The sequence below is a fragment of the Streptomyces sp. NPDC000134 genome, assembly GCF_042899225.1.
Classification (GTDB): domain Bacteria; phylum Actinomycetota; class Actinomycetes; order Streptomycetales; family Streptomycetaceae; genus Streptomyces.
Map to the genome: position 1 here is coordinate 46,283 of NZ_JBIAZN010000002.1, position 23,010 is coordinate 69,292.

Below are 23,010 nucleotides of genomic sequence, written 5' to 3' on the forward strand. Positions count from 1 at the left end.
GGACTTGATTCTGACATTGGTGTCAGGTTTTAGCGTACCGGCATGACGCACACGACAGCCCTCTTCGAGTCCGCTTCCCTCGGTCCCCTCACCCTCCCCAACCGCCTGCTGATGGCGCCGCTGACCCGCAACCGCGCCGAGGCCGACGGCACCCCGACCCCGCTGATGGCCGAGTATTACGCCCAGCGCGCCTCGGCCGGGCTGATCATCGCCGAGGCGTCCACGCCCAACGCGACCGGGCAGACGTACCCGAACATCACCGCGATCCACCGCGACCGGCATGTGGCGGGCTGGCGGCGGGTGACCGAGGCGGTGCGGGCGGCCGGCGGCGGCGGGATGTTCCTCCAGCTCCAGCACGGCGGGCGGGTCGGGCATCCGGCGACCAGCGGGCTGACGCCGGTCGCGCCCTCGCCCGTGCCGCTCCCCGAGACGATCTTCACGCCGGACGGGCACCGGCCGTCCGTGGTGCCGCGCGGGATGACGGCCGAGGACATCGCCGCCACCGTCGCCGACTTCGCGCGGGCCGCCCGCAACGCGCGGGCCGCCGGATTCGAGGGCGTGGAGGTGCACTCGGCCAACGGCCATCTGCTCCACCAGTTCCTGGCCCGCAACACCAACCACCGCACCGACGGCTACGGCGGCTCCGTCGACCGGCGCATCCGCTTCACCGCGGAGGTCACCGAGGCGGTGGCCGCCGCGATCGGGCCGGAGCGGGTGGGGCTGCGGGTCTCCCCCGGCAACACCGTCAACGGCATCGCGGAGGGCGAGACGGAGGAGATCTACCCGGCGCTCGTCGAGCGGCTCGGCGGCCTGGGCCTGGCGTATCTGCACCTCGTCCACGCCGACCCCGCCGCACCGGTCTACCGGCGGGTCCGCGCGGGCTGGCCGGGGGCGCTGGTCGCCAATCCGGTGCTCACCGAGCTGACCACCGAGGAGGTGCACCGCGAGTCCGGGAGGCTGCTGGACGCCGGGGCCGACCTGATCGCGCTCGGCCGGCCGTTCCTCGCCAACCCGGATCTGGTCGCCCGGCTGCGCGCCGACGCGCCGCTGAACCCGGTGCGGGACCGGTACTTCATGTACGTGGGCGGGGCGGCCGGCTACACCGACTACCCCACCCTCGACGAGGCGGCGGCTCAGCCGTCCAGCGACTCGATCGTCGCGTTGGACGGTGCCCGCGTCGCCTGAAGGTCCCGAGCCACGTCCTCGGCCGCGCTCAGCACCCGTACCGCGTTCCGCCAGGTCAGCTTGGCCAGGTCGGTGCGGGACCAGCCCCGGTCGAGCAGCTCGGCGATCAGGTTCGGGTAGCCGGAGACGTCGCCCAGGCCGTCCGGGGTGAAGGCGGTGCCGTCGTAGTCGCCGCCGATGCCGAGGTGGTCGACGCCCGCGACCTCGCGCATGTGGTCGAGGTGGTCGGCGACCGTGGCCGCCGTGGCGACCGGACGCGGGAACCGCTCCTCGAAGGCGCGGTGCGCCTTCATCGCCTCGGGGCCGCTGTCCAGGTGGTGGAAGCCGAGCGACCGCAGGTTCTCGTCGGCGGCGGCCGTCCAGTCCACGGCCGCCTGGAGCACGAACTTCGGTACGAACGTCACCATCGCCACGCCGCCGTTGGCGGGCAGTCGCTCCAGCACGTCGTCGGGGATGTTGCGCGGGTGGTCGCAGACCGCGCGGGCGGAGGAGTGCGAGAAGATCACCGGCGCGGCGGAGGTGTCCAGCGCGTCCCGCATGGTCGTCGCCGCCACATGGCTGAGGTCGACCAGCATGCCCTCGCGGTTCATCTCCCGCACGACCTCCCGGCCGAACGCCGACAGCCCGCCGACGGCGGGCTCGTCGGTCGCCGAGTCCGCCCACGCCACGTTGTCGTTGTGGGTGAGCGTCAGGTAGCGCACGCCCAGCGCGTACAGCGCGCGGAGGGTGGCGAGGGAGTTGTCGATGGAGTGGCCGCCCTCGGCGCCCATCAGCGACGCGATCCGGCCCTCGGCCCGCGCGGCCTCCATGTCGGCGGCGCTCAGCGCGGCCCGCAGCTCCTCGGGGTGGCGGCCGATGAGCTGCCGTACGCAGTCGATCTGCTCCAGCGTCGCCGTGACCGCGCCGGGCAGGTCGGAGCGGACGTACACCGACCAGTACTGCGCTCCGACCCCGCCGGCCCGCAGCCGGGGCAGGTCGGTGTGCAGGTGGGCGCTCTGGTCGGCCGCGATGTCCCGGGCGTCGAGGTCGTAGCGGACCTGCTCGCGCAGGGCCCACGGCAGGTCGTTGTGCCCGTCCACGACGGGGAAGTCGGCCAGCAGCTCGCGGGCCAGGTCGAGTGAGGTCATGGCCTGCTACTTCCCGAAACCGAAGGACGCCGACCCCTCGACCTTGGCGCGCAGCCGCTTGCCCTTCTCGGTGGCCTGGTCGTTGAGGTCCTGCTGGAACTCGCGCATCCGGGCGAGCAGCTCCTCGTCGTGGGCGGCGAGGATGCGGGCGGCGAGGAGACCGGCGTTGCGGGCGCCGCCGACGGAGACGGTGGCCACGGGGACGCCGGCCGGCATCTGCACGATCGACAGCAGGGAGTCCATGCCGTCGAGGTACTTCAGCGGCACGGGCACGCCGATGACCGGCAGCGGGGTGACGGAGGCGAGCATGCCGGGCAGGTGGGCGGCGCCGCCGGCCCCGGCGATGATCGCCTTCAGCCCGCGGTCGGCGGCCTGCTCGCCGTACGTGACCATCTCGCGCGGCATCCGGTGCGCGGAGACGACGTCGACCTCGTAGGCGATCTCGAACTCGTCCAGCGCCTTGGCGGCGGCCTCCATCACGGGCCAGTCGGAGTCCGATCCCATGACGATGCCAACAACGGGGCTCATTCGGTGATGGTCCCTCTCAGATAGCCGGCAGCGTGACGGGCGCGCTCCAGCACGTCGTCGAGGTCGTCGCCGTAGGTGTTGACGTGACCCACCTTGCGGCCGGGCTTGACGTCCTTGCCATACATGTGGATCTTGAGCTGCGGGTCGCGGGCCATGCAGTGCAGGTACGCGGAGTACATGTCGGGGTAGTCGCCGCCGAGGACGTTGACCATCACCGTCCACTTCGCCCGCGGGCGGGGGTCGCCGAGGGGCAGGTCGAGGACCGCGCGGACGTGGTTGGCGAACTGCGAGGTGATCGCGCCGTCCATCGACCAGTGGCCGGAATTGTGCGGGCGCATCGCCAGCTCGTTGACGAGGACGCGTCCGTCGCGGGTCTGGAACAGCTCGACGGCGAGGTGGCCGACGACGCCCAGTTCCCTGGCGATGTTCAGCGCCATCTCCTCGGCCCGCAGGGCGAGGTCCTCCGCCAGGCCGGGGGCGGGCGCGATCACGGTGTCGCAGACCCCGTTCACCTGCCGCGACTCGACCACCGGGTAGGCGACGGCCTGGCCGTGCGGGGACCGTACGACGTTGGCGGCCAGCTCGCGGACGAAGTCGACCTTCTCCTCGGCGAGCACGGGCACCCCGGCGCGGAACGGCTCGGCGGCCTCCTCGGCGGAGCCGACCACCCACACGCCCTTGCCGTCGTACCCGCCCCGGACGGTCTTCAGGACGACGGGGAAGCCGTCGCCCTCCGCCGCGAACGCGGCCACGTCGGCCGGGTCGCGCACGATGCGGTGCCGCGGGCAGGGCACGCCGATCGCGGTGAGTCTCGCCCGCATCACGCCCTTGTCCTGGGCGTGCACCAGCGCGTCGGGGCCCGGCCGGACGGGGATGCCGTCCGCCTCCAGGGCCCTGAGGTGCTCGGTGGGCACGTGCTCGTGATCGAAGGTGATCACGTCACAGCCACGGGCGAACTCGCGCAGCGTGTCCAGGTCGCGGTAGTCGCCGACGACGACATCGCCGACGACCTGCGCCGCGGAATCCTGCGGAGTGTCACTGAGAAGCTTGAACCTGATGCCCAACGGGATGCCCGCCTCGTGCGTCATACGCGCGAGCTGGCCCCCGCCGACCATGCCGACTACCGGAAACGTCACGCCCCTAGCGTATCGGCCGGGCCGGGGCACCTCTGTTCCCGGCCGTTCCCCCGCCGTTTCCGGCACCGGGATCGTCCGTCCACAGGAAGATCGCGGGCCCGGGTGGTTAGCATGACTGGGTTGACCCAACCTACGGACGGGGGCCAGTACGACCATGGGACGTGGTTCCCCGGCGCACCGAAAGGCGCCCCCTTCCCTGCGCGAGGCGCTGCGGCAGCGATTCCAGGGGGTCGCCCGCGAGATCCTCAAGTTCGGCGCGGTCGGCGGAGCGGGGGTCCTGGTCAACCTGCTCGTCTTCAACCTGGTGCGGCACACCACCGACCTCCAGGTGGTGCGGGCCGGCATCGTCGCGACCATCGCCGCGATCGTCTTCAACTACATCGGCTTCCGCTACTTCACGTACCGGGACCGCGACAAGAGCGGCCGTACGAAGGAGATGACGCTCTTCCTGCTGTTCAGCGCGGTCGGGCTGGTCATCGAGAACGGGCTGCTGTACCTGGCGACGTACGGCTTCGGCTGGGACAGCCCGCTGCAGAGCAACATCTTCAAGTTCGTCGGCATCGGCGTCGCGACGCTGTTCCGCTTCTGGTCGTACCGGACCTGGGTCTTCCGCGCGCTGCCGGCCCGGGAGACGGTCGCCCGCGCCGAGTCCTTCCTGGAGCACGAGCTGCCCACGGCGGCCCCGGCACCGGGCGCCGGCCGGGTCGGCGCGGGCCGCCGGCACTGAGCCTTTCTCCGGGCGGTTACCGGACCGTCCGGTCCGGTTCCTCCGGGGTCTTCTTCGGCGGCTGGGTGCGGGAGAGGAACAGGCCGAAGACCGGCGGCTTGGACTGGAGCAGCTCCAGCCGCCCGCCGTCCGCCTCGGCGAGGTCACGGGCGACGGCCAGCCCGATGCCCGTGGAGTTGCGTCCGCTGATCGTCCGCTCGAAGATCCGCGCGCCGAGGTCGGCGGGGACGCCGGGCCCCTCGTCGGTCACCTCGACCACCGCCTGGTTGCCGGTGACCCGGGTGCGCAGCGCCACCGTGCCGCCGCCGTGCATCAGGGAGTTCTCGATCAGCGCCGCCAGCACCTGGGCGACCGCGCCGGGCGTGCCGACGGCCGTCAGGTGCCGCTTGCCCGAGGAGACGATCGCGCGGCCGACACCGCGGTAGGCGGGGCGCCACTCGGCGATCTGCTGCTGGATGACGTCGTCCAGCTCGAAGGTGACGGCGGAGCCGCTGCGCGGGTCGCGGGAGTTGGTCAGCAGCCGCTCCACGACGTCCGTCAGCCGCTCCACCTGGGCCAGCGCGATCGTCGCCTCCTCCTTCACCGTCTCCGGGTCGTCGGTGAGGGTGATCTCCTCCAGGCGCATCGACAGCGCGGTCAGCGGCGTACGCAACTGGTGGGAGGCGTCGGCGGCCAGCCTGCGTTCGGCGGTGAGCATCCGGGCGATGCGCTCGGCGGAGGCGTCCAGCACATCGGCGACCCGGTCCAGCTCGGGGACGCCGTACCGCTTGTGGCGGGGGCGCGGGTCGCCGGAGCCCAGGCGCTCGGCGGTCTCGGCGAGGTCGGTGAGCGGGGAGGCGAGGCGGCTGGCCTGGCGGACGGCGAGCAGCACGGCGGCGACCACCGCGAGCAGCGCGACCAGCCCGATGATCAGCAGGGTGCGGCCGACCTCGCGGGTCACCGAGGAGCGGGGCTCCTCGACGACGACCGTCTCGCCCTCCTCGCCGGTGGCCTCGCCCCGGGTGACCTCGCCGCCCGGCTCGGTGCCGACGTGGATGACCGGCTTGCCGGGGACGCGGATCTCGGCGTAGCGGTCGCCCTCGACCTGGCGGCGCAGCACCTCGGCGTCGACGCTGCCGGTGCCCAGCAGCCTGCTGTCCACGATGCTGGCCAGCCTGGCCGCCTCCAGGTCCACGCGCTCCTGGGCGGTGCTGCTGATGGTCCGGGTCTCCACGATGACGAGGGAGACGCCGAAGACGGCGATCACGACGAGCACCACGGCGAGCGTGGACTGGATCAGTCGGCGGCGCATGTCCTCTTACCCGGAGCCCTGGTGCGCGGGCTCAGTTCTTCTCGAAGCGGAAGCCCACGCCCCGCACGGTGGCGATGTAGCGCGGATTGGCCGCGTCGTCCCCCAGCTTCTTGCGCAGCCAGGAGATGTGCATGTCGAGGGTCTTGGTCGAGGACCACCAGGTGGTGTCCCAGACCTCGCGCATGAGCTGGTCGCGGGTGACCACCCGGCCGGCGTCGCGGACCAGCACCCGCAGCAGGTCGAACTCCTTCGCGGTGAGCTGCAGCTCCTCCTCGCCCATCCAGGCCCGGTGCGACTCGACGTCGATGCGCACGCCGTGCGTGGCGGGGGGCTGCTGGGGCTCGGCCGAACCGCGCCGCAGCAGGGCCCGGACCCGGGCGAGCAGCTCGGCCAGCCGGAACGGCTTGGTGACGTAGTCGTCGGCGCCCGCGTCCAGGCCGACGACGGTGTCCACCTCGTCGGCGCGGGCGGTCAGGATGAGGATCGGCACGGCGTGGCCCTCGGAGCGGAGCCGGCGCGCGACCTCCAGGCCGTCCATGCCGGGCAGGCCGAGGTCCAGCACGACCAGGTCCACGCCGCCCTGCATCCCGGCGTCGAGCGCCGTGGGTCCGTCCTCACGCACCTCGACCTCGTACCCTTCCCGGCGCAGTGCGCGGGCCAGCGGCTCCGAGATGGACGCGTCGTCCTCGGCGAGCAGTACACGGGTCATGGACCGATGGTAGTCCGCCCGGGGCAACGCCCGAGGTGGGATCGGTGCGGGATCGGTGCGAGCAGCTCTTACCTGCGGACATGCCGGACACTCCCCCCTCCCCGGAGGGCGGGGGGCGATCTCGCGGAAGACTTCGGAAGGTACGATTCCGGTTCCGCTACTCCCTGTGATCCGCGTCTCAAGTCCTTCCATACCGGACGGTGTCCTGCCGTATGGTGAATCAACGCCTGTAGCACCACGGGGACCTTTGGCGGCTGTTGACGCTGAAGGTCTCTTTTGTGTGCGGGCTGGCACGCTCGCCAGCCTTCAAAGGAATGACCTGTGGCCGGGCCTCGCAGCGCGAAGACGCGCACCGAGGCGTGGATCCCGGTGGTCACCGTCCTCCGTCCCGCGATCCGGGGCGGACTCCCCGTAGGCGTGGGGTGGACGGTGCGGACCGCCGGTGCCGGCCTGCCCCCCACCGGGCGCGCATCGCCTCCGTGAGCGCGTCCCGACCAGCAAGGAACGACCATGGCGTCCAGCCTGACGAAGGACTCGGTCACCCCGGGCATCCCCGGTTCCGAGAAGACCTTCTTCGGCCACCCCCGGGGTCTGGCCACCCTCTTCATGACCGAGATGTGGGAGCGTTTCTCCTACTACGGCATGAGGGCTCTGCTCCCGCTGTACCTCGTGGCCCCCGGCGGTCTCGGTCTGAGCGCCGGCACCGCCACCGCGATCTACTCGGTGTATCTCTCGCTGGTGTACCTGCTCACGATGCCGGGCGGCTGGTTCGGCGACCGCGTGTGGGGCCCCCGCAAGACCGTGGGCATCGCGGGCGGCGTCATCATGCTCGGCCACCTGACGCTGGCGCTGCCCTCCTCGGGCACGTTCTACGCCGGTCTCGGACTGGTCGCCATCGGCTCCGGCCTGCTGAAGGCCAACATATCCACGATGGTCGGCCAGCTCTACGACGGCCCGGACGACCCGCGCCGCGACGGCGGCTTCACCGTCTTCTACATGGGCATCAACCTCGGTGCCTTCGTCGCGCCGCTGACCATCGGCACCATCGGCGAGAACGTCAACTGGCACCTGGGCTTCGCGCTGGCCGCGGTCGGCATGGCGGTGGGCGTGGCGCAGTTCCTGATCGGCAGCCGCCACCTGGCCGCGCACTCCAGCGTCGTGCCCAAGCCGCTGTCGGCGGCCGAGAAGTCCTCGACGCTGCGCAAGGCCGCGTTCTGGGCCGTCGTCGCGGTCGTCTTCTACGCGATCGTCGGCTTCTCCGGCCACTACACGCTGAACTGGGTCCTGGTCCCGCTGACCCTGCTGGGCGTGATCATCCCGATCATGGTGCTGACCCGGATCAAGCGGGACCGGTCGCTGGACCGCGCCGAGCAGTCGAAGATGTCCGCGTACATCTGGTTCTTCGTCGCCGCGGCCGTGTTCTGGATGATCTACGACCAGGGCGGCTCGACCCTGTCGATCTTCGCCGACTCCTCGGCCGAGAACACCGTCGCGGGCTGGGAGTTCCCGGTCTCCTGGTACCAGTCGGTCAACCCGGTCATCATCATGGCGCTGGCCCCGGTCTTCGCCTCGCTGTGGCTGGCGCTCGCCCGGCGCGGCAAGGAGCCGAGCACGATCGTGAAGTTCTCGTTCGGCCTGGTGCTGGTCGGCGCGTCCTTCTTCCTCTTCCTCGCCCCGCTGTCCATCGCGGACGGCGGACACAAGGCGGCGGCGCTCTGGCTGGTGGCGATCTACTTCGTCCAGACCTGCGGTGAGCTGCTGCTCTCGCCGGTCGGCCTGTCGGTCACCACGAAGATGGCGCCGGTGAAGTACGCCTCCCAGATGATGGGCGTGTGGTTCCTCGCCGTCACCGCCGGCGACGCCACGACCGGCCTGCTCTCCATCGCGGGGGTCGACCTCAACAAGACGGGCATCGTCGCGCTGGAGGCCACGCTCGCCGTGATCGCGGGTGTCGCGGTGTGGATGTACCGCAAGCGCGTCAAGGCCCTGATGGGCGACGTCCGCTGACCCACCTCGTACGAAGGGCCACCACACCTGCCGGGTGCGGTGGCCCTTCGGGGTTTTCGGGGGGTGGAGGGCTGGGATTTTCGGGGGGTGGGGGTTGCGGGGGGTGGGGGTTTTCGGGCGCTTGGCGGGCTCGGGCTCTGGGGTCGCCTCGGGGTTGTGGAGGCGACTCGGGGTTCTCGGGCCGCCTCGGGGTTGTGGAGGCGGCTCGGGGTTCTCGGGATCTCGGGCTTCTGGAGGCGCTTCCGGGGGCCCTAGGGGGACCGGAGGGGTTGCCAGGTAGCCCTGAGGAGGTCCGAAGAGGCCAGGCAGCCCTTGAGGGGGCCCGGGAGGGTTCGCCGAGGCCCGGAAGGGCCGGGAGACCTGAGAGGCCCAGGAGGGGTCTCCGGCACCCGGAGGGGCCGGGAGACCGGGGGGCGCGGGGGGGGCTTAAGCGGTCCCAGGGGCCCTTGAGAGGGGGCCCGAGGGGGCCGAAAGGCCCGGCGGGCCTGAGGCGGTCCGACGGGTTCGAGGGGCCCGATGGGTCGGAAAGGGGCCCGGCGTGGGCCGAGCGGGCCCGGCGTGGGCCGAGCGGGCCCGGCGTGGGTCGAGCGGGCCCGGCGTGGGCCGAGCGGGCCCGACGGGCCCGGCAAGGGCCCGGCGGGCTGAGGGGACCCCATGTGCCCGGAGGGCAAGGGCACCGGTTACGCGGGCGCGCCCAGTTCCGCCCAGACCGTCTTGCCCGTGACCCCGGGAGCGCGTACGACGCCCCAGTCCAGGCAGAGGCGCTGGACGATGAACATGCCGTGGCCGCCGGGGCGCCCGGCACGGTGCGGGGTGCGGGGGGCCGGCTGGCCCGAGCCGCGGTCGGTGATCTCCAGGCGGATCACCTTCCGGTCGCAACTGATGTGCAGTTCCTCCGGGCCGTCCGCGTGCAGACAGGCGTTGGTGACCAGCTCGGAGACGACCAGCAGGACGTCCTCCGCGGCGGCCCGCTGGTCGGCCGACGCGGCGGGCAGCCAGCCCCACGCGTACAGCGCCTCGCGGGTGAAGTCACGGGCCAGCGGTACGACACCGCTGGCATCGTCGAAGCTCAGCGTGCGGACCTGGCGGCCGGTGGAGGCCGCCGGCGCGGCCACGCCCGTACCGGACTCCCCGGTCCCGCTTTCGCCCCCCGTGGGCTCTCCTCCGGTCACGGGCGCTCCCCCTTGTGACGCCCCGGAAGCGCCGCTGGGCTCCGGACCGCGGTCGCCCGGCGGATAGGGCCGGGTGGTGCTCATCAGCGCTTCACCTCACCGATTCACCAATTCACGTATCAATTCGTACAGGTCGGTCGAAAAACTCGGTCACGCCATACGGCGATGTGTCCGCCCCCGATGTCCCCGTCCGGGAGCCGACATGTTCAGGATGTCTCCTGCCCGACCCGACCGACGGAACACCCCTGTATTCGGCAAGAAACACAGGACGGGGGAAAACCACCGGTCACAGCGGGCACGGCGCGAGGGTGGTCGGGCCCCCGCGGCCGGCTCAGCCGGACTCGTCCGCCAGCGCGGCCGAGAGGGTGTCGTGCACGGTGAAGACGGCGTCCGCCCCCGTGATCTCGAACACCCGCGCGACAACAGGCTGCATCCCCACCAGATGGACGCCACCGCCCGCGGCCTCGGCCTTCAGCCGGGCCCCGAGCAGGACGTTCAACCCCGTGGAGTCACAGAACTCCAGGCGGGAGCAGTCGACGACCAGCCGGTTGTATCCCTTGGCGAGACAGTCCTCCAGTGGCTCGCGCAACAGCTCGGCGGTGTGGTGATCCAACTCACCCGCCGGGGTCACGACGGCACTGAGGCCCTCTTCCCGCACCTCCACCAGAAGCCGGCCAGACTGTGCGCTGCCGACCGTCCCGCGGTCCATGCCGTCTCTCTCTCCCGACGTCGAGGTGTTGCTGACGCCCTCGAACACTACGCCTTCCCTTCCGCCTTCGACACCCGACCATCCGCACACAAACGGACATAACCGCACATAACCCACTTGCGGTCGGCTCGGTAAAGCCGGTAGGGCTAGTAGGAACACGTAACCGACACGGCCGGCTTTGGAGGCGCCGCACACCGTAGTGCACGTAACTGGCTTCGGCAGCCGTATGCCGAGAACGATGGAGGACATCATGTCACCCCGGCTCGACGCATCGCCTACCCACCGAGCGACGTCGACACCCCCTCCGGAACATCTGGGTCCCATCGAGCTTCCCGACGCGGGCGCCGGACCCGGCACCGCACTCGCCGGGCTTCCCGACATCCCCGCCCATGACCAGGTCGCTCCGGCGGACGCCCGGGTTCTCTCCAAGACCCTCTTCAAGCGCCTGGAGTCGCTGGAGGAAGGCACCCACGACTACGCGTACGTCCGCAACACGCTCGTCGAACTCAACCTGGCGCTCGTCAAGTTCGCCGCCTCCCGCTTCCGCTCCCGCAGCGAGCCGATGGAGGACATCGTCCAGGTCGGCACGATCGGCCTGATCAAGGCGATCGACCGCTTCGAGCTCTCGCGCGGCGTGGAGTTCCCCACCTTCGCGATGCCGACCATCATCGGCGAGATCAAGCGCTTCTTCCGCGACACCTCCTGGTCCGTGCGGGTCCCGCGGCGCCTCCAGGAACTCCGCCTGGACCTGGCCAAGGCCGGCGACGAACTGGCCCAGCGGCTCGACCGCGCGCCGACGGTGGCCGAACTCGCCGAACGGCTGGGCATCTCCAACGAGGAGGTCGTCGAGGGCATGGCGGCGTCCAACGCGTACACCGCCGCCTCGCTGGACGCCCAGCCCGAGGAGGACGACGCGGAGGGCACCCTCGCGGACCGCATCGGCTACGAGGACCACGGGCTGGAGGGCATCGAGTACGTCGAGTCGCTCAAGCCGCTGATCGCCGGGCTGGCGCCGCGCGACCGCCGCATCCTCTCGCTGCGCTTCGTGGCCGGCCTGACCCAGTCGGAGATCGGCGAGGAACTGGGCATCTCCCAGATGCACGTCTCCCGTCTGCTCTCCCGCACCCTGGTCAAGCTGCGCAAGGGACTGACCGTCGAGGAGTGATCACACGGCGCGTACGCCCCGCCGCCACACCCCCGCGACCAGCGGCACGCCCGGCCGGTAGGCCAGGTGCACATGGCTCGGGGCGTCGAGGAGGGTCAGGTCGGCGTACGCGCCCGGCGTGAGACGCCCGATGTCGGCGCGGCGCAGTGCCGCCGCGCCGCCCGCCGTGGCCGCCCACACCGCCTCGTCCGGCGTCATCCCCATGTCCCGTACCGCCAGCGCGATACAGAACGGGACGGAGGAGGTGTACGACGAGCCGGGGTTGCAGTCCGTGGAGAGCGCGACCGTGACCCCGGCGTCGAGCAGCCTGCGCGCGTCGGGCCACTCGGCGCGCGTGGAGAACTCCGCGCCCGGCAGCAGGGTGGCGACCGTGCGGCTGCCCGCGAGGGCGTCCACGTCCGCGTCGGTGAGGTGGGTGCAGTGGTCGGCGCTGGCCGCGTCGACCTCGACGGCGAGCTGGACGCCGGGGCCGTAGGAGAGCTGGTTGGCGTGGACCCGCGGGTGCAGGCCCCTGGCCCGGCCCGCGGTGAGGATCGCGCGGGCCTGGTCGCCGTCGAAGGCGCCCCGCTCGCAGAACACGTCGATCCACCGGGCGTACGGGGCACAGGCGTCCAGCATCTCCCCGGTGACCAGGGCGACGTACCCGGCCGGGTCGTCGGCGTGCTCGGGGGCGACGATGTGCGCGCCGAGATAGGTGACCTCGTCGGTGTGCCGGGCGGCCAGGCGCAGGGCGCGGGCCTCGTCGGCGGTGGTCAGGCCGTAGCCGGACTTCGTCTCCAGGGTCGTGGTGCCCTGCCGCAGGGCCTCGGCGAGATGGCGGGCGAGGTTGGCCTCCAGTTCCGCGTCGGAGGCGGCGCGGGTGGCGGCGACCGTGGTGCGGATGCCGCCCGCGCCGTACGGGCGGCCGGACATCCGGGCGTTGAACTCCTCGGTGCGGTCGCCCGCGAAGACCAGGTGGGAGTGGGAGTCCACGAAGCCCGGGAGCGCCGCCCTGCCGCCGGCGTCGACCCGGTTGTCAGTGGCGGGTGCTTTGCTTGATTCACCGGTCCACGCGACACGGTCGCCGTCGATGACGACGGCCGCGTCGCGGATCAGTCCGAGTGGGGAGCCGTCGCCGAGGGAGGGGTCGTTGGTGATCAGCGTGGCGATGTCGGTGATGACGGTACTGCTGCTCATGGCGTCCTCGTGGATCGTCAGGCGCGAAGGGCTCCGACGGCCCTCGCGAGGGCCCCGGGCACGTCCGGCAGGAGGGTGTGGGCGCCGTCGCGGACCACGTGCCGCCCCGCGACGACCGTGTGCCGTACGTCCGCGGCCGTCGCCGCGAATACGGCCGTCTCGGCGCCCAGCCTGGGCAGCGGCCCGGCCGTCCTGACCGAGTCCAGGGCGACGGTCGTGAGGTCGGCGCGGGCCCCGGCCTCGATGGCGCCGGCGTCGTCCCAGCCGAGGGCCGCGTGGCCGTCGGCGGTGGCGGCGCGCAGCAGGGCGCCGGCCGTCCAGTGGCCGCGGGTGCGGGTGCGCAGCCGCTCGTCCAGTTCCATGGCACGGGCCTCTTCGAACAGGTCGATCACGGCGTGGCTGTCGCTGCCGAGGCTGAGCGGCGAGCCGGCCCGCTGGAGGGCCTTGGCGGGGCCGATGCCGTCCGCGAGGTCCCGTTCGGTCGTCGGGCACACGCAGGCGCCGGTGCCGCTGCCGCCGATCAGGGCGATGTCGGCGTCGGTGAGGTGGGTGCCGTGCACGGCGGTGGTGCGCGGCCCGAGGACGCCGTGGTCGGCGAGGAGCCGGGCCGGGGTGCGGCCGTGGGCCTCGCGGCAGGCGTCGTTCTCGGCGGTCTGCTCGGACAGGTGGACGTGCAGCGGCGCCCGCCGCCGCTCCGCCCACCGGGCGACGGTCGCCAACTGGTCGGCGGGCACGGCCCGCACCGAGTGCACGGCGGCCCCGATCCGCACGTGGTCCCGTTCCTTGAGAAGTGAACAGCGTTCGGCCCAGTTCTCCGCCGTCCCGTCCGAGAAGCGGAGCTGGTGGCCGTCGGGCCGCCGTCCGAAGCCGGCGGACAGGTAGCAGGTGTCCAGGAGGGTGATCCGGATGCCGGCGTCGGCGGCGGCCTCGATCAGGGCCTCGCCCATGGCGTTGGGGTCGGCGTAGGGGGTGCCGCCGGGGGCGTGGTGGACGTAGTGGAACTCGCCGACGGCGGTGATGCCGGCGAGGGCCATCTCGGCGTACACCGCGCGGGCCAGTTGGTGGTAGGTCTCCGGGGTGAGCCGGTCGGCGACGGAGTACATGACCTCGCGCCAGGTCCAGAAGGTGCCGGAGCCGACCTGGACGGTCGCGCGCAGGGCGCGGTGGAAGGCGTGGCTGTGGGCGTTGGCCAGGCCGGGCAGGGTCAGGCCGCGCAGGATCTCGGCGCCGGGCGGCGGGGCGGGGGTCTCCTGGTGGACGGCGGTGATCCGGCCGCCGGCCACGTCGACGGCGACGCCCGGTTCGGCATGGGTGCCGAGCCAGGCGTGCTCCAGCCAGTACGTCCGCGAAGTGGCAGTCACGGGCAGGCGAGTCCTTCCAGTACGTCGGCGAGGGCGAGCACCCCGGCCACGCAGTCGTCTTCGGTGGCGGACTCGGCCGGGGAGTGCGAGACGCCGGTGGGGTTGCGCACGAACAGCATGGCGGTCGGGACGCGTGCGGAGAGGATTCCGGCGTCGTGTCCGGCGCCGGTGCCGAGGACGGGCACGGTGAGCGCGGGGTCCTTCTCCTTGCCGAGGAGGCGGGCGAGTTCGTCGCGCAGGGCGTGGTCGAACTCGACGACGGGGGTGAAGGACTCGCGGGTCACGTCGAGGCCGACGCCGTGCGCCTGGGCACCGGCGCGGGCGGCCCGCTCGACGCCGGTGACCACGGCGTCCAGGCGGTGCTGGTCGGCGGCCCGGGAGTCGAGCCAGCCACGGACCAGGGAGGGCACGGCGTTGACGCCGTTCGGCTCCACGGTGATCTTGCCGAAGGTGGCCACGGCACCGGCGCGTTCCGCCTCCCGGCGGGCGGCCAGGACGGTCTCGGCGTACGGCAGCATCGGGTCGTGCCGGTCGGCCAGGCGGGTGGTGCCGGCGTGGTTGGCCTCGCCGCGGAAGTCGAACCGCCAGCGGCCGTGCGGCCAGATGGCGGAGGCGATGCCGACCGGGTCGCCGGTGCGGTCCAGGGCACGGCCCTGTTCGACGTGGAGTTCCACGAAGGCGCCGATGCGGTCGAGGCGCTCCGGGTCGGCTCCGATGGCCTCGGGGTCGTGTCCGGCGGCCGCCATGGCGCGCGGGAGGGTGACGCCGTCGCCGTCGGTGAGGCGGTGGGCCTGCTCGGCGGTGAGCTGTCCGGCGGTCAGCCGGGAGCCGACGCAGGCGAGGCCGAAGCGGGCGCCCTCCTCGTCGCCGAAGTTGACGATGCCGACCGGTCTGGCGAACCGCGCCCCCCTGCGGCGCAGTTCGTCCAGGGCGGCGAAGGCGGACACCACGCCGAGGGGGCCGTCGAAGGCGCCGCCGTCGGGTACGGAGTCCAGGTGGGAGCCGGTGACCACGGCGTCCCCGGCGGCCGGGTCGCCGAGCCAGGCCCACTGGTTGCCGTTGCGGTCCACCTCGTAGGCCAGGTCCCGGGCGCGGGCCTGCTGTTCGAACCAGGCCCGGCAGTCGGCGTCGGCGCCGGTCCAGGCGAAGCGCCGGTAGCCGCCGGAGGCGGCGTCGCGGCCGATCGGCAGCAGCTCCGCCCACATGCTGTGGAAACTCACCGCTCGTCACCTTCGCGCATCGGCACCCGCACGTTCCGTTCGTCCGCCACCGACTCCGCGATGTCGTACCCGGCGTCGACGTGCCGGATGACGCCCATGCCGGGGTCGTTGGTGAGCACCCGGCGGATCTTCTCCCCGGCGAGCGGGGTGCCGTCGGCGACCGTGACCTGCCCGGCGTGGATCGAGCGGCCCATGCCGACGCCGCCGCCGTGGTGCAGCGAGACCCAGGAGGCGCCGGAGGCGACGTTGACCATGGCGTTGAGCAGCGGCCAGTCGGCGATGGCGTCGGAGCCGTCGCGCATCGCCTCGGTCTCGCGGTACGGGGAGGCGACGGAGCCGCAGTCGAGGTGGTCGCGGCCGATGACGACCGGCGCGGCCAGCTCCCCGGCGGCGACCATGTCGTTGAACCGCTCGCCGGCCCGGTCCCGCTCGCCGTAGCCGAGCCAGCAGATGCGGGCGGGCAGGCCCTGGAAGTGCACGCGTTCGCCGGCCATTTTGATCCAGCGGGCGAGGGACTCGTTCTCGGGGAAGAGGTCGAGGACCGCCTTGTCGGTCCTGGCGATGTCGGCGGGGTCGCCGGACAGGGCGGCCCAGCGGAAGGGGCCCTTGCCCTCGCAGAACAGGGGGCGGATGTAGGCGGGGACGAAGCCGGGGAAGGCGAACGCCCGGTCGTATCCGGCGAGCTGGGCCTCGCCCCGGATGGAGTTGCCGTAGTCGAAGACCTCGGCGCCGGCGTCCTGGAAGCCGACCATGGCCTCGACGTGCCGGGCCATGGACTCGCGGGCGCGGGTGGTGAAGCCGGCCGGGTCCTCGGCGGCGGCGTCGGCCATGTCCTCGAAGGCGATGCCGGCGGGCAGGTAGGCCAGGGGGTCGTGGGCCGAGGTCTGGTCGGTGACGATGTCGACGGGGGCGCCCATGGCGAGCAGCTCCGGGACGACGTCGGCGGCGTTGCCGAGGACGCCGATGGAGAGCGGGCGGCGGGCGTCCCGGGCCTCGACGGCCAGCCGGAGGGCGTGGTCGAGGGAGTCGGCGCGCACGTCGAGGTAGCGGTGCTCGATACGGCGGTCGATGGCGCGGGGGTCGCAGTCGACGCAGATCGCGACGCCGTCGTTCATGGTGACGGCCAGGGGCTGGGCGCCGCCCATGCCGCCGAGGCCGGCGGTGAGGGTGATGGTCCCGGCCAGCGTGCCGCCGAACTTCTTCGCGGCGACGGCGGCGAAGGTCTCGTAGGTGCCCTGGAGGATGCCCTGGGTGCCGATGTAGATCCAGGAACCGGCGGTCATCTGCCCGTACATGGTCAGGCCGAGCGCCTCCAGGCGGCGGAACTCCTCCCAGTTCGCCCAGTCGCCGACGAGGTTGGAGTTGGCGATCAGGACGCGCGGGGCCCACTCGTGGGTCCGCATCACGCCGACCGGGCGGCCGGACTGCACGAGCATCGTCTCGTCCTGCTTGAGACCGCGCAGGGTGCGCACCATGGCGTCGAAGGAGCGCCAGTCGCGGGCGGCCTTGCCGGTGCCGCCGTAGACGACGAGCTTGTCGGGGTGTTCGGCGACCTCCGGGTCGAGGTTGTTCTGGAGCATCCGCAGGGCGGCCTCCTGCTGCCAGCCGAGGGCGGTTCGCTCCGTGCCGCGCGGCGCTCGGACGGGACGGGGTCCGGACACGGACATGGGGTGCCTCCTGGTGGCTCGCTCCAGTGCGCTGTTGATTCCGTTATTCACATCCTGGCCTCGTGAATAGTGCTAGTCAATACGGCCGGGTGCCGGCGGGGGCGCGGTACGGGTGTTTGGCTGGGCGGCATGGGTGCGGACATCGACGGAACGGGGGCGGGGATGAGCGGCGAGGACCTGGCCGGCGGCGACGCGGCGCGGGTGGCCCGGCGGGACGAGGCGGTGCGCGCCGCCGTACGGCAGGGCCTGCTCGGGCCCGGTACGCCGCTGGTGGGGCTGCTGGACGTGCGGGGGGTGCGGGAGTCGGCGGCGGCGCTGCGGGCGGCGTTCGAGGCGGCGGTGGCTCCGGGGACGCCGGTGCTGCACGCGTTCGCGGTGAAGGCGACGCCGCTGGTGCCGGTGCTGCGGCTGCTGTGCGCGGAGGGGCTGGGCGCGGAGGTGGCGAGCCCGGGGGAACTGGCGCTGGCGCGGGCGGCGGGCGTGCCGCCGGACCGGACGGTGCTGGACTCCCCCGCCAAGACGGTGGCCGAGCTGCGCGAGGCGCTGGCGCTGGGCATCGCCGTCAACGCGGACAACCCGCGGGAGCTGGCCCGCCTGGACGCGCTGCTGGCCGGGGGGCCGTCCGCCTCGCCGCTCGGGCTCCGGGTGAACCCGCAGATCGGGGGCGGTTCCATCGAGGCGCTGTCGACGGCGACGGCGACCTCGAAATTCGGGGTGGCGCTGCGGGACGAGGGGGCGCGGGAGTGGGTGGTGCGGGCGTATCTGGACCGGCCCTGGCTGACCCGGCTGCACGCCCACACCGGGTCGCAGGGCATCCCGCTGCCGCTGCTGGCCCGGGGCGTGGCGGAGACCTACGCGCTCGCCGAGGAGATCAACGGGCGGGCCGGGCGGCGGCAGATCGACACGCTCGACATCGGCGGCGGGCTGCCGGTGGACTTCGCCTCGGACGTGACGGCGCCGACGTACGGGGAGTATGTGCGGGTGCTGCGGGAGGCGGTGCCGGGGCTGTTCGGCGGGGGGTACGGGCTGGTGACCGAGTTCGGGCGGTCGCTGCTGGCCCGGCACGGGACGCTGGTGGCGCGCGTGGAGTACGCCAAGAGCGCGGGTGGGCGGCGGGTGGCGGTGACGCACGCGGGCGTGCAGGTCGCCACGCGGACGGTGTACGCGCCGCAGGCGTGGCCGCTGCGGGTGCTCGCGTACGACGGGGAGGGGCGGCCGAAGGAGGGGCCGGCGGTGGTGCAGGACGTGGCCGGGCCGGCGTGTTTCGCGGGGGATCTGCTGGCGGAGGGGCGGGAGCTGCCGCTGCTGGAGGAGGGGGATGTGGTGGCGGTGCCGGACACGGGCGCGTATTACTTCGCGCTCCATTACGGGTACAACTCGCTGGCGCGGCCCGGGGTGTACGGGTTCTTCACGGGGGCGGCGACGGGTGGGGCCGGTGGGGAGGGCGGGACAGGTGAGGCTGATGGGGTGCGGTTCGTGGTGGTGCGGGAGGGGCAGTCGGTGGAGGAGATCGTGCGGGAGGGGGGAGGGGCGTGGGGGGACGCGCTGACGGGTGGGGAGTGGGGGGAGCGGCGGTAGGGGTGCGGGATCGGGCGCGGGTGCGTCGTGGTTGGTCGCGCAGTTCCCCGCGCCCCTTTGGCCGCTCCGGTCGTCGTGTTCGTGCGGGTGCGTCGTGGCTGGTCGCGCAGTTCCCCGCGCCCCTGGGGAGTTGTCCGGCCGGTGGTCGAGTTGTGCCGTCGGCGGGGGGGAGTGTCCGGCCGGTGGTCGAGTTGTGCCGTCGGCCGGGGGAGTGTCCGGTGGGGGGTCAGACCAGGGCCGGGGTTTTGCGCCTTGTGCCGCCGGGGGCCGCGTCGCCCGCTGCTACGCCTGTGGTGCGGTAGCCCTTGACCTTCTTGCCGGTGGGGCGGCCGGCGGTGGGGGTGAGCCAGTCGACGCGGACCCACAGCAGGGCGTCCAGGGCGCGTTCGCGGCGGCCGATCCAGGCGGCCTTCACCCAGAGGCCGGCCCCGCAGCCCGCCAGCGCCATGCCCCCGGCGGCGGGGACCGCGAAGGCGCTGCCGACGGCGGCGAGGAAGGCGAGCAGCAGCCACCAGCGGTGGCCCCGGCGCCAGTTGCGGGTGGTGATCGCCCGGTCCTGGAGTACGTCGTGCTTGCCGGCGCGGGCCGCCGCGCGGGACAGCACGTCGTACCGGCGGCGCCGCGCGCACGCCACGACGGCCGCCGCGATCAGGAACAGCGCCGCACCGGCCAGGACGCCGATGCGCCGCCCGGCCGGTCCCGGCACCAGTACGCCGATGCCCGCCGCGATCACGCCCAGCCACCACAGGGGGGCCGCGCCCGCCCGTACGACGACGGCCACCCGAGCCAGCCCCAGTCCTCCGCGTGCCACGTCCAGCCTCCCGTCCAGTCAGTCCTGCGAAGCGTCCGAAGGGTGTGTCAGAGGCGGCAGACTAGCGGCAGAAAGTGAGACGAGAATGAGAACGGCCCCCGCCGTCCGGGCCCCGGCGCTCACTCCACGAAGAGGCCCCGCGCGGTGGCCCGCGCGTCGAACTCCTCCAGCCGTGCCTGGGCCTCCGGCAGGCCGTCGCACATCGCCTCCAGCAGCACCCGGCCGAGCAGCATCGGCGCGCACGCCGTGTCGAAGGCGAGGCCGGTGCCGACGGCGGCGGGCAGCAGCAGGTCGGACACCTTGGCGACCGGCGCGAAGGCGGAGTCGGCGACGGTGACCACGGTGAGCCCGGCCTCCTTGGCGTGGGCGAGGGCGTCGACGACCTCACGGGGGTGCCGGGGCAGCGCGAAGCAGAGCAGGGCGTTCGCGCCGGCCCGCGCGGCGGCGTCGACGCGGTCGTGGAGCATGGTGCCGCCCTCGTTCAGCAGCCGGACGTCCGGGTGGACCTTGGCGGCGAAGTAGGCGAACCCGTGGGCCTGGGCGGCGGCGGCCCGCAGCCCCAGGACGAGCAGCGGCCGGCTCCCGGCCAGGACCCGGCCCGCCTCCCGGACCGGCGCGGGATCGGCGAGCGCCTCGGCGAGGTGGCGCAGGTTCTCGATCTCGGCCTCGACCGCCTGCTGGTACTCGTTGGGCGCCCCGGCGTCCGCGGCCGGCCCCGCGGCGGGCGCGACCTCGCGCAGGTGGCGGCGGAGCGCCGGGTAGCCGTCGAAGCCGAGGGCGACGGCGAAGCGGGTCACGGAGGGCTGGCTGACCCCGGCCAGTTCGGCCAGTTCCACGCTGGACAGGAACGGCACGTCGGCGGCGCGCCGGACCATGCTGTGCGCGATCCGGCGCTGGGTGGGCGTCAGCCGGTGCCCCTCGAACAGCGCCTGAAGCCTCGCTGCCGGGCTCTCGGTCCCGCTCATGACGTGCTCCCCCTCGACCCGCTCCGCGACCTATTCACGGCCCCTGAATTCTGCATACCGTTATACAGCGCCGGGTTCTCCTCCGTCCCGATCCGGGGGCTGTCCCCAGTGCCGTAAACCGGTCCGCTTCCGTACGGTGGCTGACATGACGGGAATGGACGCACGGGACGCCGATCTGAGGAAAGAACTCGACGCCACCCTGCAGGCCCGCAAAGAACTGGGCGAGGAGTACGAGTCCGCGCTGGTCGACTCGTTCCTGGAGAAGGTCGATCAACGCCTCGACGGCGCGGTGGAGCGCCGGGTGCGCCGGCAGTTCGCGGAGCAGCAGATGACGGTGGCCCGGGACTCGCGGTCGCCACAGCCCACGGACACCTGGGGAGAGCGGTTCGGCTTCGGGATCGTCACGCTGGTGCTCGCGGTGCCACTGTCCGCGATCGGGGGCGGCGTCGCCGACCTGTCGGGACTGCTGGTGGCCTGGGCGGGCATCGTCGGGGTCAACGTCGTCCAGGCCGCTCGCACCTGGTCCGGCCCGTCGTCCAGGCGCCGTGGCGGCCGGGACGACGACTGGAAGGACTGAGCCCGCGCGGAGTCCGGCGTCCCCGCGTCCGGCACGGGAAGCGGTACGGAACGCAGTGATGCGCGGGGACCGCCGCACCCCCGTTGCCGGGGGGCGGGACGACGGCGGTCCCCGCGAGGGACACGGGGCCGGGTCCGGGACCGGGCCGCGCGTCCGTGGCGTCCATGGAGGTCCGGGAGCCGCTCCGGAAGGTCCTTGGCGCCGTTCGGTGCCGGCCGGGGCGGGGAGCCGCTCCCGCCCTGCCGACAACCCCTAATGTGCCGTACCCGTGTTAAGCGTGTGCTGCGTACACGTGACGCGCTCGTACCAGTTCGCGAAGACTCGACAACCCGTGGTCCACCGCACGTTCGCCGTGGTCACCGGCGGTTCACCCCGCGTTCGCCGCGGCGTGTCCGGCTCTCCCCCGGCCGCCCCGTCCGGTCGCTACTTCGCCGGGCCCGCGAGGAAGGCCAGCAGGTCCTGGCGGCTCACCACGCCGGTGGGCTTGCCCTCGACCAGGACGATCGCCGCGTCCGCCACGCCGAGCACGCTCATCAGGTCCGCCACCGGTTCGCCGGAGCCGACCTGCGGCAGCGGCGCCGACATGTGCTTCTCCAGCGGGTCGTCCAGCGAGGCGCGCTGGGTGAACAGGGCGTCCAGCAGCTCGCGTTCGACGACCGAGCCGACGACCTCGGCGGCCATCACGTCCGGGTGGCCCGCGCCGGGCTTGACGATCGGCATCTGGGAGACGCCGTACTCGCGCAGCACCTCGATGGCCTGGCCGACCGTCTCGTCGGGGTGCATGTGGACCAGCGAGGGGATGGAGCCGTGCTCCTTGTGGTTCAGCACGTCGGCGACGCGGGCGCTGGGGCCGGTGTCCTCCAGGAAGCCGTAGTCGGCCATCCACTCGTCGTTGAAGATCTTGCTGAGGTAGCCGCGCCCGCTGTCGGGGAGGAGGACGACCACCACGTCGTCCTCGCCGAGCCGCTCGGCGACCCGCAGCGCGCCGACGACGGCCATCCCGCAGGAGCCGCCCACCAGCAGGCCCTCCTCCTTGGCCAGGCGGCGGGTCATCTGGAAGGAGTCCTTGTCGGAGACGGCGACGATCTCGTCGGCGACCGTCCGGTCGTAGGCGGTGGGCCAGAAGTCCTCGCCGACGCCCTCGACGAGGTACGGGCGGCCGGAGCCGCCGGAGTAGACCGAGCCCTCGGGGTCGGCGCCGATCACCTTGACCCGGCCGTCGCTGACCTCCTTGAGGTAGCGGCCGGTGCCGGAGATGGTGCCGCCGGTGCCGACGCCCGTGACGAAGTGGGTGATCCTGCCCTCCGTCTGCTCCCACAGCTCGGGGCCGGTCGAGTGGTAGTGGGAGAGCGGGTTGTGCGGGTTGGAGTACTGGTCGGGCTTCCAGGCCCCCGGCGTCTCACGGACCAGCCGGTCGGAGACGTTGTAGTACGAGTCGGGGTGCTCGGGGGCGACCGCGGTGGGGCAGACGACGACCTCGGCGCCGTACGCGCGCAGCACGTTGATCTTGTCGGTGGACACCTTGTCGGGGCAGACGAAGATGCACTTGTAGCCCTTCTGCTGGGCCACGATAGCGAGTCCCACGCCGGTGTTGCCGCTGGTCGGCTCGACGATGGTGCCGCCGGGCCGCAGCTCGCCGCTCTGTTCGGCGGCCTCGATCATCCTGAGGGCGATGCGGTCCTTCACCGAGCCGCCCGGGTTGAAGTACTCGACCTTGGCCAGGACGGTGGCCCTGATCCCCTTGGTCACGTTGTTGAGCCGCACCAGCGGGGTGTTGCCGACGAGGCTGATCATCGAGTCGTGGAATTGCACCGTTGTCTCCGGATGCCGCGAAAGATGTGGTCGTGATGGTTGTGCCGGCCAGCCTATGGCCTGCCGCCCCCGGCGTGGTCCCGTGAC

Annotated in this window: 20 protein-coding genes; 6 read left to right on the forward strand and 14 right to left on the reverse strand. The window is 72.8% G+C overall.

The genetic code is table 11. The features are described from left to right. The first annotated feature begins 42 nt into the window (after positions 1 to 42). Positions 43 to 1,185, forward strand: a complete 1,143-nt coding sequence (locus ACFY32_RS02660) for an alkene reductase (protein ID WP_390673254.1) — start codon at positions 43 to 45, stop codon at positions 1,183 to 1,185. Here ACFY32_RS02660 and ACFY32_RS02665 read toward each other — a convergent pair. Genes ACFY32_RS02665 through ACFY32_RS02675 form a run of 3 tightly spaced genes read right to left on the reverse strand, consistent with a single transcriptional unit; the run spans position 1,134 to position 3,976 of the window. After that, positions 1,134 to 2,312 (reverse strand): dipeptidase, encoded by a 1,179-nt coding sequence (locus ACFY32_RS02665; RefSeq protein WP_359201896.1) that lies wholly within the window; start codon positions 2,310 to 2,312, stop codon positions 1,134 to 1,136. The two genes, ACFY32_RS02660 and ACFY32_RS02665, sit on opposite strands and share 52 nt — an antisense overlap. Before the next feature lie 6 nt (positions 2,313 to 2,318). Then, positions 2,319 to 2,840, reverse strand: coding sequence for a 5-(carboxyamino)imidazole ribonucleotide mutase (gene purE / locus ACFY32_RS02670; protein ID WP_359201897.1), 522 nt, complete (start codon positions 2,838 to 2,840; stop codon positions 2,319 to 2,321). Further along, positions 2,837 to 3,976, reverse strand: coding sequence for a 5-(carboxyamino)imidazole ribonucleotide synthase (locus ACFY32_RS02675; protein WP_359201899.1), 1,140 nt, complete (start codon positions 3,974 to 3,976; stop codon positions 2,837 to 2,839). Before ACFY32_RS02675 ends, purE begins: the two co-directional genes overlap by 4 nt. A 154-nt stretch (positions 3,977 to 4,130) precedes the next feature. On the opposite strand from ACFY32_RS02675, the gene ACFY32_RS02680 reads away from it, so the two are divergent. Then, a complete protein-coding gene (locus ACFY32_RS02680) occupies positions 4,131 to 4,703 on the forward strand; it encodes a GtrA family protein (RefSeq protein ID WP_359201901.1) in 573 nt (190 codons plus the stop codon). 16 nt (positions 4,704 to 4,719) lie between these two features. On the opposite strand, the gene ACFY32_RS02685 is transcribed toward ACFY32_RS02680, so the two are convergent. Both ACFY32_RS02685 and ACFY32_RS02690 read right to left on the reverse strand, forming a co-directional pair. Further along, positions 4,720 to 5,994, reverse strand: a complete 1,275-nt coding sequence (locus ACFY32_RS02685; protein ID WP_359201903.1) for an ATP-binding protein — start codon at positions 5,992 to 5,994, stop codon at positions 4,720 to 4,722. 31 nt (positions 5,995 to 6,025) lie between these two features. After that, positions 6,026 to 6,703 carry a response regulator transcription factor gene (locus tag ACFY32_RS02690; RefSeq protein WP_359201904.1) on the reverse strand — a complete coding sequence of 226 codons (678 nt, stop codon included), beginning with the start codon at positions 6,701 to 6,703 and terminating at the stop codon, positions 6,026 to 6,028. A gap of 510 nt (positions 6,704 to 7,213) precedes the next feature. Between ACFY32_RS02690 and ACFY32_RS02695 the strand changes: the two genes are divergently transcribed. Further along, on the forward strand, positions 7,214 to 8,710 hold the full coding sequence (locus ACFY32_RS02695) for an oligopeptide:H+ symporter (protein ID WP_390673255.1): 1,497 nt from the start codon (positions 7,214 to 7,216) through the stop codon (positions 8,708 to 8,710). A gap of 680 nt (positions 8,711 to 9,390) precedes the next feature. Here the strand turns inward: ACFY32_RS02695 and ACFY32_RS02700 are convergent. Together ACFY32_RS02700 and ACFY32_RS02705 are read right to left on the reverse strand one after the other, a co-directional pair. Then, positions 9,391 to 9,966, reverse strand: a complete 576-nt coding sequence (locus tag ACFY32_RS02700) for an ATP-binding protein (RefSeq protein WP_359201908.1) — start codon at positions 9,964 to 9,966, stop codon at positions 9,391 to 9,393. 247 nt (positions 9,967 to 10,213) lie between these two features. Beyond that, positions 10,214 to 10,591: an STAS domain-containing protein gene (locus ACFY32_RS02705; protein ID WP_359201977.1), complete on the reverse strand. Its 378-nt coding sequence runs from the start codon at positions 10,589 to 10,591 to the stop codon at positions 10,214 to 10,216. A gap of 238 nt (positions 10,592 to 10,829) precedes the next feature. Between ACFY32_RS02705 and ACFY32_RS02710 the strand changes: the two genes are divergently transcribed. Then, entirely contained in the window at positions 10,830 to 11,756 is a 927-nt protein-coding gene (locus tag ACFY32_RS02710; protein ID WP_359201910.1) for an RNA polymerase sigma factor SigF, read from the forward strand. Here ACFY32_RS02710 and hutI read toward each other — a convergent pair whose 3' ends face one another. The 4 genes from hutI to hutU are packed head-to-tail and all read right to left on the reverse strand — an operon-like array spanning position 11,757 to position 17,174. After that, the gene (hutI, locus tag ACFY32_RS02715) at positions 11,757 to 12,932 is read right to left on the reverse strand and encodes an imidazolonepropionase (protein ID WP_390673256.1); all 1,176 of its coding nucleotides are present in this window, start codon (positions 12,930 to 12,932) and stop codon (positions 11,757 to 11,759) included. Positions 12,933 to 12,949: 17 nt separating this feature from the next. Further along, a complete protein-coding gene (locus tag ACFY32_RS02720) occupies positions 12,950 to 14,293 on the reverse strand; it encodes a formimidoylglutamate deiminase (protein ID WP_390673257.1) in 1,344 nt (447 codons plus the stop codon). Next, positions 14,290 to 15,513: an allantoate amidohydrolase gene (locus tag ACFY32_RS02725; RefSeq protein WP_359201916.1), complete on the reverse strand. Its 1,224-nt coding sequence runs from the start codon at positions 15,511 to 15,513 to the stop codon at positions 14,290 to 14,292. Before ACFY32_RS02725 ends, ACFY32_RS02720 begins: the two co-directional genes overlap by 4 nt. After that, positions 15,510 to 17,174 (reverse strand): urocanate hydratase, encoded by a 1,665-nt coding sequence (gene hutU / locus ACFY32_RS02730; RefSeq protein WP_390673417.1) that lies wholly within the window; start codon positions 17,172 to 17,174, stop codon positions 15,510 to 15,512. The genes ACFY32_RS02725 and hutU overlap by 4 nt, the downstream gene beginning before the upstream one ends. 135 nt (positions 17,175 to 17,309) lie before the next feature. Between hutU and ACFY32_RS02735 the strand changes: the two genes are divergently transcribed. Further along, complete coding sequence (locus ACFY32_RS02735) at positions 17,310 to 18,758, forward strand: diaminopimelate decarboxylase (RefSeq protein WP_390673258.1); 1,449 nt, start codon at positions 17,310 to 17,312, stop codon at positions 18,756 to 18,758. A 226-nt stretch (positions 18,759 to 18,984) separates the two neighbouring features. Here ACFY32_RS02735 and ACFY32_RS02740 read toward each other — a convergent pair whose 3' ends face one another. After that, positions 18,985 to 19,569: a hypothetical protein gene (locus tag ACFY32_RS02740; protein WP_359201918.1), complete on the reverse strand. Its 585-nt coding sequence runs from the start codon at positions 19,567 to 19,569 to the stop codon at positions 18,985 to 18,987. 119 nt (positions 19,570 to 19,688) lie between these two features. After that, positions 19,689 to 20,534: a MurR/RpiR family transcriptional regulator gene (locus ACFY32_RS02745; protein WP_359201920.1), complete on the reverse strand. Its 846-nt coding sequence runs from the start codon at positions 20,532 to 20,534 to the stop codon at positions 19,689 to 19,691. A 154-nt stretch (positions 20,535 to 20,688) separates the two neighbouring features. Between ACFY32_RS02745 and ACFY32_RS02750 the strand changes: the two genes are divergently transcribed. Next, positions 20,689 to 21,111, forward strand: a complete 423-nt coding sequence (locus tag ACFY32_RS02750) for a hypothetical protein (protein WP_359201983.1) — start codon at positions 20,689 to 20,691, stop codon at positions 21,109 to 21,111. Between the two features lie 423 nt (positions 21,112 to 21,534). Here ACFY32_RS02750 and ACFY32_RS02755 read toward each other — a convergent pair whose 3' ends face one another. After that, complete coding sequence (locus ACFY32_RS02755; protein WP_359201922.1) at positions 21,535 to 22,923, reverse strand: cystathionine beta-synthase; 1,389 nt, start codon at positions 22,921 to 22,923, stop codon at positions 21,535 to 21,537. Positions 22,924 to 23,010 lie beyond the last annotated feature (87 nt).